Source organism: Shinella sp. M27, assembly GCF_049199905.1.
GTDB lineage: Bacteria > Pseudomonadota > Alphaproteobacteria > Rhizobiales > Rhizobiaceae > Shinella.
This window is the reverse complement of the sequence record NZ_JBLZPK010000002.1, coordinates 25,082-35,028: the sequence shown is the minus strand read 5'-3', so window position 1 is coordinate 35,028 and position 9,947 is coordinate 25,082. Positions and strand designations below refer to the sequence as shown.

At 63.4% G+C, this 9,947-nt stretch carries 10 protein-coding genes; all 10 read right to left on the bottom strand.

What is annotated here, in order from left to right:
- A partial coding sequence (locus ACOZK4_RS00395) for an ornithine cyclodeaminase family protein (protein WP_421589861.1) occupies window positions 1–860 on the bottom strand: 860 nt, incomplete at its 3' end.
- A 330-nt stretch (window positions 861–1,190) separates the two neighbouring features.
- Complete coding sequence (locus ACOZK4_RS00390; RefSeq protein ID WP_421589860.1) at window positions 1,191–1,412, bottom strand: hypothetical protein; 222 nt, start codon at window positions 1,410–1,412, stop codon at window positions 1,191–1,193.
- A gap of 97 nt (window positions 1,413–1,509) precedes the next feature.
- Entirely contained in the window at window positions 1,510–2,184 is a 675-nt protein-coding gene (locus tag ACOZK4_RS00385; protein WP_421589859.1) for a spermidine synthase, read from the bottom strand.
- A gap of 179 nt (window positions 2,185–2,363) precedes the next feature.
- On the bottom strand, window positions 2,364–3,248 hold the full coding sequence (locus tag ACOZK4_RS00380) for a hypothetical protein (RefSeq protein WP_421589858.1): 885 nt from the start codon (window positions 3,246–3,248) through the stop codon (window positions 2,364–2,366).
- Between the two features lie 274 nt (window positions 3,249–3,522).
- The gene (locus tag ACOZK4_RS00375; RefSeq protein WP_313527702.1) at window positions 3,523–3,726 is read right to left on the bottom strand and encodes a cold-shock protein; all 204 of its coding nucleotides are present in this window, start codon (window positions 3,724–3,726) and stop codon (window positions 3,523–3,525) included.
- Window positions 3,727–3,933: 207 nt separating this feature from the next.
- Entirely contained in the window at window positions 3,934–4,845 is a 912-nt protein-coding gene (locus ACOZK4_RS00370) for an ABC transporter permease (RefSeq protein WP_421589857.1), read from the bottom strand.
- Window positions 4,842–5,936 (bottom strand): ABC transporter permease, encoded by a 1,095-nt coding sequence (locus ACOZK4_RS00365; RefSeq protein WP_421589856.1) that lies wholly within the window; start codon window positions 5,934–5,936, stop codon window positions 4,842–4,844. Before ACOZK4_RS00365 ends, ACOZK4_RS00370 begins: the two co-directional genes overlap by 4 nt.
- On the bottom strand, window positions 5,933–7,450 hold the full coding sequence (locus ACOZK4_RS00360) for an ABC transporter ATP-binding protein (protein WP_421589855.1): 1,518 nt from the start codon (window positions 7,448–7,450) through the stop codon (window positions 5,933–5,935). The genes ACOZK4_RS00365 and ACOZK4_RS00360 overlap by 4 nt, the downstream gene beginning before the upstream one ends.
- Before the next feature lie 4 nt (window positions 7,451–7,454).
- Window positions 7,455–8,552, bottom strand: a complete 1,098-nt coding sequence (locus ACOZK4_RS00355; protein WP_421589854.1) for a BMP family ABC transporter substrate-binding protein — start codon at window positions 8,550–8,552, stop codon at window positions 7,455–7,457.
- Window positions 8,553–8,576: 24 nt separating this feature from the next.
- The gene (locus ACOZK4_RS00350; protein ID WP_421589853.1) at window positions 8,577–9,947 is read right to left on the bottom strand and encodes an amidohydrolase; all 1,371 of its coding nucleotides are present in this window, start codon (window positions 9,945–9,947) and stop codon (window positions 8,577–8,579) included.

Here is a 9,947-nt window from a genome sequence, read left to right as displayed (position 1 = left end):
GCCTGTTCCGCGGTGATCGCTCCGTCGGCAATGGCCAGAAGCAGATCGCCCGAGTCGTGCATGGACATGGGCAGGCTGTCGAGGAAGATCCGTGCCCGCGCCATGCCAGCGGAATCGATTTCGCGGTGGTCCGGGCGTGGCGGTGCGCCGACGGCGTTGATATGCTGGCCCGGCTTGAACCACGCGCCTTTGACATGCGGTTCGCGCGACGGTGTCAGCGTGCAGACGATGTCGGCCTTGGCGAAGACGTCCTCAGGCGAGGCTGCGCCTTCCAGCACGAGATCGGGAAAGTCACGGCCGGCGCGTTCGATGAAGCGGGCGACGGTAGCTTCCGAGCGTGACCACACCACGACGCGCTCGATTGCGCGGACTTCGCGGATGGCGCGCACATGCTCGACGGCGAGATCACCAGCGCCGATCAGGCCCAGAACACGGCTGTCGGCGCGGGAAAGGTGGCGTGTCGCAACGGCGCTGGCGGCGGCCGTGCGGATGCGGGTCGGAATCTGGCCGTGGAAGATCGCCACCGGCGCGCCGGTCTCCTGTGAAACCAGCAGCGCCACCGAGCGCTGCATCGGAAGGTTCCGCGCCGGATTGTCGGGAATGTCGGCGAGCAGCTTGACGACCGCGAGGCCCTGACGGTCGGCAAGTGCCGGCATCGCCAGGAAGGCGCCGGTGCCGGACGGCAGCTTCATCGCAGTCGCTGCCGGCTGTGCCGCCGTGCCGTTTGACATGTCGGCATGCGCGTTTTCCACCGCTTCGATGACCTCGGCCATGCTCACCAGTCCCTCGATTTCGGACCGGGACAGCACGAGCGTCGTGCGCGGGGAGAGGGGGCTGTCGGCTCTGCTATCGACGTTCATAGGCGCTCTCGCTGGCTTCGCGTGACGTTGGAAATTCTGTCGTCCGGAAGAACCTCATATCCTTCTCGTATTGTGATGCTATGATTCAATTGTATGCAATGTCAATGAATTATGACTGGCATCCATCGCCAATATCAGTCATTTTATTGGAATATTCAGATAAAAAATTGCATGCAGTTTGCGTTTATCATACGAAAGGCGTGGTGGGTGCCGCTGATGTGGCATGACGAAGTGGATGAAACGCCCACATCTCTGGCTATGATGTGAGCGAAAATCACGAAGTTGGCTTTCCGCTGCGTCGGCGTTTGGAATGGCATGCAGAATTGTATGCTATTCCGGTGATACCAGCCCGTCGAAAACCTCGACGAGCGCAGTGACGATGGCCTGACCGAGCGCATTTGCCGTCTCTGCGATTTGCGCATCGTCGCCGTCACGGGCAGCAAGCGCCAGGTTTCCGCCTTCCTCCGCGACGATTGCCTTGGCGCGCTCGATAGCCCATTGCGCAAAATCACTGCGGCTGGATATCGTCATCATTTCCGATTGTTGATCCATTCGGTTTCTTCCGGGTTCGAGCCTGACAATCATTTCGCATAACAATAGGCTGACGGACGCGACCCTGCCCAAGGCATGGTTAAACCCATGGAGTCAGCTAACGTTTGGTCGCCATCCATATGACATGGCGGGCGCCGCTGTTTTTGGTGCTGGCACGCACGCGCACCTCGTCGGTGGCAAAACCCGCTTCGCCCAATCGGCGGGTAAACACGCTGTCCGGAGCCGACGACCAGACGGCGAGTACGCCGTTCGGGCGCAAGGCGTCCTTGGCAGCGCGTAAGCCCTTGTGGCTGTACAGGCCGTCGTTGGAGGCGCGCGTCAGCCCGTCCGGGCCGTTGTCGACATCCAGCAGAATAGCGTCGAACGCGGCGGTCTTCGAGCGAATGAGGGCACCGACATCGCCGACATGGATATCGACGCGAGGATCGTCGAGTGTGCCGGCATGCAGGTCCGCCATCGGTCCGCGCGCCCATTCGACGACGGCCGAAACGAGTTCAGCGACGACGACGGACGTGTCTTGCGGCAGCGCGCCGAGAGCGGCCCGCAAGGTGAAGCCCATGCCCAGGCCACCGATCAGCATGCGGGCGTTCTTCCGGCCTGCAATGCGCTCGCAGCTCAGCGTCGCCAGGGCCTCTTCGGAGCCGCTCAACCTGCTGTTCATAAGCTCCGTCGAGCCGAGCATGATGGAGAATTCGCTGCCGCGCTGCTTCAGGCGAAGCTCGCCGCCATCGCCGGGAATGGTTGCACGATCAAGCTGGATCCAGGGAAGCATCGGGGTGTCTCGCGGCCTTGTTCAGGCGCGTCGTAGCATGGTGGCGTGAGCGAAGATATCCCATTGTCGGCGAACCGGGAAAGGGTGTTTTGTTTGGGGAATGGACGGCCAGCGGTCATGGCTGGTCGATCGTGCCGGGCGTACCGCAGATGGATCGGCACGCCCGGGCCGGCAATCACCTACTCGGTCCGGCTCAGCCCCTCCGGAACGCGATAACCGGAGGCTTCATAGCGCAGCCGGTAGCTGTTGCTGCCTGCGGTCTTGGTATCGATGCACGCGCCGTCCTTGCCGGGCGTGCTGATGGTCGTCGTGCTGGTTTCGTCGACCACGATATCGGCGATGGCGTTTCCGGCCGAGGGAGCCATGGAAAGGGTGCGATCCGTGTTATGGAATTCGCCGGCGCAATTCGTATCCCATTCTCCCTGGTTGCTCGAGACGACAATGTTGTCCAGAACGGGCGTGAGGCGCTCCTTGTCGTCGATGCGGAAGAGCCGGAGCGTCGTTTCGCCGAAAGGATTGGGACGCGAACTGCCTTGCAGCGACACGCGCAGCCCGAAAGCCGTCTTGCCCGGCGCAAGGCGATAGCGCGCCGTGTCGAACGCAATGCTTGAAATATACAGGGCATCATCCGTCATGAGATGCGGCAGGCGCAATCGCTGCCTGACCGCGGAATCGCTGCTGTTGACGACAAGCAGCTCGAGATCGCCCTCGTTGCCGTCGTCGGACTGGCGCGTCACAAGCGGCACGGCCACCAGCGTGAGCTCGGGCCGAGACGGCCAGACCCGGCAGATCATGGCATGCGGGTCGTCGTAGGCGCTTGCCGATACCTTGATGGTCGCGCCGTCGACCTCGAAAACCTGATCGGATGTTTCTTGCGCTGCTGGATAGGCGTTTTTGACGATGGTGGCGCCCTGGGAGCCACAGTCGTTTTGCGCCGCCAGCGCCATCGGTATGTCGAAGGCGAGAACGAGAGGGATCAGGCCTATCAATGCGAAGGGTCGCGCAAAAAACGGCAAAGATTGCCTCGGGCTGTGCATATCCAAGTCCCCGTGATGTTCGATCATGGGGCGGAACATACAGATGATCTGCCCGGCCCACAAATGGCTTGCGGCATTCGGACGGCCGGCTGAAGCCGAAGCGGGCGCTTTAGAAAACGGATGAAGAGAATCGTTTGCATGGCGCCGATATCGGCAAGAGGCTCGGGAATGTCGCAGCGATCATTCCGGGGCAGAGGTCTGAACCACAAGATCGCCAAGGACGGCGATTGCCCGGTCTCTTCGGCGTCCCGTGGACGCGCGGTGGAAAAGGGGACGGCGAGGCCGTCCCCCAAAATTTTGCTTAGGCCAAGCGGACGTTTTCGGCCTTAGACTTGCCCGTCTTGCGGTCCTGGCCGATGTCGTAGCTGACCTTCGTGCCGTCGCGGAGCGAATCGCCAGCCTGCACTGCGGAAACATGGACAAAAACGTCTGCCCCGCCATTGTCGGGGGTGATGAAGCCGAAGCCCTTATCCTGGTTGAAAAACTTTACGGTGCCGGTTGCCATGTTATCCTCGTGATCTCAGTGCCGTTGTGGCCACTGCTGTAGCTTAAGCATCGTTCTGCGCCCCTGCAACCGCTTATTCGCGTTGTGTTGGCAAGGCCGGGAACAATCCTATGGATTATAGTCTTACGCGTGACGCAAATCCATTCAAGCCCGATTGGGCATATCTGCGGCCCTGACTGGAATTATTGTTGGGTATCAGCATGAAAATCAGCGTTCAAAAGGCTCTCCAAGCGAGGCGACGCCGTTGAGTTTGAGCAGACGGCGGTCGGCGGAGATGATGCCGAGCACGATGATGGTGACGATATAGGGCAGACTCGACAGCAACTGCGAGGGCAGGTCCAGCCCGGTCGTCTGGGCGGCAAGGCTCATCAGCGAGACGGCGCCGAACAGGCAGGCGCCGAGGAAGACGCGGCCGGTGAGCCAGGTGCCGAAGACGACGAGGGCAATCGCGATCCAGCCGCGGCCGGCAATCATGCCGTCGGCCCAGAGCGGGGTATAGACCACGGATGCATAGGCGCCGGCGAGGCCTGCCATCATGCCGCCGAAGGCGACAGCGGCGACGCGCACGCCGATGACGGGATAGCCGATGGCATGCGCCGCCTTGGGATTTTCGCCGACGGCGCGGATGACGAGGCCGGTTTTGGTGAATGCGAAAATCGCCCAGATCGCGAGTGTCGCAAGCAGCGACAGCCAGACGACGGCGTCCTGCGCGAAGAGACCGCCGACGACAGGCAGGTCGGAAAGGCCGGGAATGCCGATCTTCGGCAGGCCCTTCACCGTCAGGCTCTCGTAGCTTTTGCCGAAAAGCGCGGCCAGGCCTTGTCCGAGAATGCCGATGGCAAGGCCCGTCGCGACCTGGTTGGCGCGGAAACCGAGCGCGATGAGGGCGAAGACGAGCGAGAGCAGCGCGCCGCAGACCCCGGCGGCGATGAAAGCGATGAAGTGACCGCCGCCGTGATAGACGATGATGAAGGCGATGACCGCGCCGAAGGCCATCAGCCCCTCGACGCCAAGATTGAGTACGCCGGCGCGCTCGACCACCAGTTCGCCAAGTGCTGCGAGCAGGAAGGGCGTTGCCGCCGCCAGCATGCCGGCGAGAATGAATTCGACGGCGTTCATGACGGGCTCCGCGCGGTGACATGCGGCCATTCGAGGCGATAGCGCACGAAGGCGACGGCGACGAGATAGGCAAGCAGCAGGCTGCCCTGGAAGACACGCACGGCGGCGATCGGCAGATTGGCCGAGACCATGGCATTGTCGCCGCCGATCGAGATCGCCGCCATCACCAGGGAGGAGATGACGATGCCGATGGGGTGCAGGCCGCCGAGATAGGCGACGATGATGGCGGAATAGCCGTAGCCGGTGGAAATCGAGCGCTGGAGCTGGCCGAGCGGGCCTGCGACTTCCGCCGCACCTGCAAGTCCCGCGGCGAAACCGCCTATCAGCAGCGACAGCCAGATCGCCCGTCCCTCGCTGAAGCCGGCATAGCCGGCCGCGCGGGGTGCAAGGCCGCCGACCTGCAGCTTGTAGCCCATGAAGCTTCTCTGCATGAAGACCCAGGCTGCGAGCGAGAGGGCGAATGCGATGAGCAGCGAGACGTTGACGCGCGTGCCGGCAAACAGCGTCGGCACCATGGCGTCGTACTGGAACATCACGGATTGCGGAAAGTTGAAGCCGTTCGGGTCCTTCCAGGGGCCGAGCAGCAGGTAATAGAGGAACTGCGCGGCGACCAGGCTCAGCATCAGCGACACCAGGATTTCGTTGGCGTTCAGCCGCACGCGCCAGAAGGCGGTGATGCCGGCCCAGAGCGCGCCGCCGATGGCGCCGATCAGCAGCATGGCAGGCCAGATCCAGCCGCCGGTCGCCTGCGGAAACCAGATCGGAATGGCGGAGGCGAAGATCGCACCGAGGATGAACTGCCCCTCCGCGCCGATATTGAACACCTTGGCGCGAAAGCCGATGGCAAGGCCCTGCGCGATGAGAAGCAGCGGCCCGGTCTTCAAGAGCACTTCGGAAAACGACGACCAGGAGAGGAAGGGTTCGAGCAGCATGGCATGCACGACGGCGGCGGGATCGCGGCCCATCAGCACATAGAGCGCGAGATTGAGCAGGATCGCGGCGGCGAGCGCCAGCGGCGGGGCGAGCAGCATCGCCTTGCGCGAGGCGCGTTCGCGGCGCACGAGATTGGGCAGGAAATGCGTCATGCTCATGCGTCGGCCTTTTCCGGCTTTGCGCCCATCATGTAGCGGCCGATCTCTTCCGGCCTGGTGTCGCGCGTCACGAGCGGCGGGCTGAGGCGGCCGTGATAGAGCACCTGGATCGTGTCGGCGAGTTCGAAGAGCTCTTCCAGTTCCTCTGATATGACGAGGATCGCCATGCCGGCATTGCGCAGCGCGATCAGCCGCCGCCGGATGGCCGAGGCGGCGCCGATATCGACGCCCCAGGTCGGTTGCGCAACGAAGAGCAGTTTCGGCGCCAGCATGATCTCGCGGCCGATGATGAATTTTTGCAGGTTTCCGCCGGAAAGCGCCCCGGCTTCCGCCTGCGGGCCGGGCGTGCGCACATCGAAGTCGCGGATGCAGGTCTCGGCAAAGGCGGTGGCCTGAGCTTTATCGACGAGGCCGTTTTTCAGGAGATTCAGCGGATGGGCGGTGAGCAGCCCGTTCAGCACCAGCGACATTTCGGGCACGGCGCCGCGACCGAGCCGGTCTTCCGGCACGAAGGCGAAGCCGCGGGCGCGCCGCGCTGCCGGGCCGAGTTGGCCGACATCCGCGCCCATCATGCGGATGCGATCCTTCTCATGGCGGGAAAGCCGCGTCTCGCCGGAGATCAGGGCGGCGAGTTCGCTCTGACCGTTGCCGGAAACGCCGGCGATGCCGAGGATCTCGCCGGCCCGCACCGTCAGGTTGATATCGGCGAGCGGCACGGCGAAGGGATCGTCGGGCGTATGGTCGAGATTGATGATCTCGAGCTGCTTGTCGCCGCCGGTCCTGGGTTCGGCCGGCATCGGCTCGGGCATGTCGCGGCCGATCATCATGCGGGCGAGATCATGCGCGTCATGCTCGCGCGGATCGACATTGCCGGTGACGCAGCCGGCGCGCAGGATCGTCGCGCGGTCGCAGATCGCCCGGATTTCCTCCAGCTTGTGCGAGATGAAGAGAATGGAAACACCGCCGTCGCGCAGGCGCCGCAGCGTGTCGAAAAGCTTCTCAACGAGTTGCGGCGGCAGGACCGAGGTTGGCTCGTCGAGAATCAAAAGCTTCGGATTGGTCATCAGGCAGCGGATGATCTCCACCCGCTGGCGTTCGCCGACGGAGAGCGCATGCACATGGGCCAGCGGATCGACCTCCAGGCCGAAGTCGCGGCCGAGCGTGCGGATGCGCTCGGTCAGTTCCGCTTTCCTGCTAGGCACGACGAGGCGGATATTCTCCACCACCGTCAGGGTCTCGAACAGCGAGAAATGCTGGAAGACCATGCCGATGCCCTGGCGGCGCGCTTCAGCGGGGGAGGCGAGGGCGAGAGGTTCGCCCTGCCAGGTGGCTGTGCCATCGTCCGGCTGTTCGACGCCGTAGATGAGTTTCATCAGCGTCGATTTTCCCGCCCCGTTCTCGCCGAGGATCGCGTGGATCGACCGGTCTGCTACGTCAAGGTCGATGCCCTGGTTGGCCTTGATCGGCCCGTAGCTCTTCGAAATGCCGCGCAGCGACAGAAGGGGCGGGGTCATGGACTTACTTCGGCAGCGGGGTGGTGACGCCCTTGACGTGCCAGTCCATGGCGACGATCTCGGCATCCGTCATCGTTGCGCCGGCCGCAACGCCTTCGCTGCCGTCAGCCTTGGCGATAGGGCCGGTGAAGGGCGAGAAGCTGCCGTCGGCGATCTTGGCTTCGACATCCTTGATCTTCGTCATCATGTCGGCCGGAATAGCGGGGTTCCAGTCCGTCACCTTCACGACCTTGTCGGCGACGCCGAGGAAGGCATTGGCGCCCTTGAAGGTGCCGGCGAGATGCGCTTCGACCGAGGCGAGGAAGAAGGGTGACCAGTCGGTGGCAACGCAGCCGAGATAGGTCTTCTCGGCATATTTCTTCATCGAGGAATTGAGATTGAAGGAATAGACGCCGGCATCCTCGCAGGCCGCGACGACGGAGGGCGTGTCCTGCGCGTTGGAGAAGATCACGTCGCACTTCTGGGCGATCAGGGCCTTGGCCGCTTCCTGCTCCTTGGCCGGGTCGAACCAGGAATTGACCCAGACGACGGAGACTTCGATATCCGGATTGACGGCCTGGGCGCCAAGCGCGAAGGCGTTGATCGAGGTGATCAGTTCCGGGATCGCGAAGGCCGAGACCGAGCCGAGCTTGCCGGTCTTGGAAAGCGCTGCTGCGGCCATGCCGAGCAGATAGGTGCTCTGGAAATATTTTGCCGCGAAGGGCGAGAAGTTCGGCGCGACCTGGAAGCCGGAGGCATGCAGCACGGTGACGGTGGGATCGCGGCGGGCGATCTGGAGGGCGCCGTTCTGATAGCCGAAGGAGCCGGCGATCAGGAACTTGTTCCCATCGGCGACGGTCTTGGTCATGATACGGTCGGCATCGGGGCCTTCCATGATGTTTTCCAGCACCGTGACCTTCACCTTCTCGCCGTACTTGGCCTTCACCGGCTCGAGCGCTGCGGAAAGTGCGTGGCCCCAGCCCACGTCGCCGATCGGCGAGGGCACGACGAGCGTGATGCCGAGCGGCTCGTCGCCGGCAAAGGCGAGGCGGCTGCCGAGTGCGCCGGCAAGGCCGGTGGCGGCAGCCGCCTTCATCAGGTTTCTGCGGGTCAGGTTGGTCATGCTTATTCCCTCTGTTGGTTCTTTTTAGAATTCTACGGTGGCGAGTGCCGCTTCCGCATCGGCGGCAAGCTTTGCCTCGTCGAGACCGGGAAACGCGCCGTCCTGCCAGACGATGCGGCCGTTGATCATCGTCATATCCGTCGCCATGCCGATGCCGACGCGCGGGATCAGGCTGATGGGATCATGCCGCGTGCCGACATAATCCATGCGGCGTGTGTCTATGGCGAAGAGATCTGCGGCCATGCCGGGCGCGAGCCGGCCGATATCCGGCCGTCCGAGCAGGCTCGCGCCGCCCGTCGTGCCATAGCCGAGGAAATCGGCGGGGTCGGGCACGGGGTGCTTGCGCGTCGAGGCGACGAGGCATTGCAGCATGTAGGCCGAATGCAGGCAGTGCATCAGGTTGGAATTGTCGTTGGAGGCAGCACCGTCGCAGCCGAGGCCTACGCGCAGGCCGAAGGCGGCCATGGCTGGGATGTCGGTGACTTCTGCACCGACGAGATAGACCGGCTCCGGGCAATGCGAGACGCCGGTGCCGCTCGCCGCCATGGTCTTCAGCTCGTCATGCGTCAGTTCCCAGCAATGGGCGTAGAAGGCGTCGGGGCCGGCAAAGCCCAATTCTTCCAGGTAGTCGACGGTGCGCTTGCCGTGCCGTGCCGCGATGACAGGGCTTTCGCCTTCGCCGACATGGGTGTGCAGGAAGACGCCGCGATCGCGCGCGAGCGCTACGGATTCCACGAAGGTCTCGCGATAACAATTGACCGGCTGGCAGGGGGCGACGACGATCTGGCGCATGCTGAAGGGCTTTGCGTCGTGATAGGTATCGATCAGCCTGATACAATCGGCGATGAACTCGTCCGTCGTCTCCAGCATGGCGTCCGGGATGGTCGACCCCTCTGACTTCGGCAGCGTGTTGCCGCCGCGGCCGGCGTGGAAGCGCATGCCCAAGAGATCAGCGGCCTCGAACTGCCGGTCGATCAGGCGCTTTCCGGCATGGCGGGGGAAATTGTACTGATGGTCGAAGGCGGTAGTGCAGCCATGCTTGATCAGCTCGGCCATGGCCGTGACGGAGGAATGGTAGAAGCATTCCTCGTTGAGCTGGGAGAAGACCGGATAGATGCGGTCCAGCCACTCGATGACAGAGAGCTTCGTCCAGTCGAGATCGGCGCGGTTGCGCACGAAGCACTGGAAGAAATGGTGATGCGTGTTGACGAGGCCGGGATAGACGAACCAGCCGGTGGCGTCCTGCACCTGAACGCCGGGGCCGGCTGGCAGGTTTTCGCCGATTGCCTTGATGGCGGGGCCTTCGGTGAGGAGGTCGACATTGCGCCGGACCGTGGGGCCATTGCCGTCATTGACGATGACGGCGGCGCAGTTCTTCAGAAGATGGCCGCTCAT

Coding starts and splice junctions, on each gene's coding strand:
- ACOZK4_RS00385 (WP_421589859.1), bottom strand. CDS start 2,184: ATGCTTCCCTGGATCCAGCTTGATCGTGCAACCATTCCCGGCGATGGC.
- ACOZK4_RS00380 (WP_421589858.1), bottom strand. CDS start 3,248: ATGATCGAACATCACGGGGACTTGGATATGCACAGCCCGAGGCAATCT.
- ACOZK4_RS00375 (WP_313527702.1), bottom strand. CDS start 3,726: ATGGCAACCGGCACCGTAAAGTTTTTCAACCAGGATAAGGGCTTCGGC.
- ACOZK4_RS00390 (WP_421589860.1), bottom strand. CDS start 1,412: ATGGATCAACAATCGGAAATGATGACGATATCCAGCCGCAGTGATTTT.
- ACOZK4_RS00365 (WP_421589856.1), bottom strand. CDS start 5,936: ATGAGCATGACGCATTTCCTGCCCAATCTCGTGCGCCGCGAACGCGCC.
- ACOZK4_RS00350 (WP_421589853.1), bottom strand. CDS start 9,947: ATGAGCGGCCATCTTCTGAAGAACTGCGCCGCCGTCATCGTCAATGAC.
- ACOZK4_RS00355 (WP_421589854.1), bottom strand. CDS start 8,552: ATGACCAACCTGACCCGCAGAAACCTGATGAAGGCGGCTGCCGCCACC.
- ACOZK4_RS00360 (WP_421589855.1), bottom strand. CDS start 7,450: ATGACCCCGCCCCTTCTGTCGCTGCGCGGCATTTCGAAGAGCTACGGG.
- ACOZK4_RS00370 (WP_421589857.1), bottom strand. CDS start 4,845: ATGAACGCCGTCGAATTCATTCTCGCCGGCATGCTGGCGGCGGCAACG.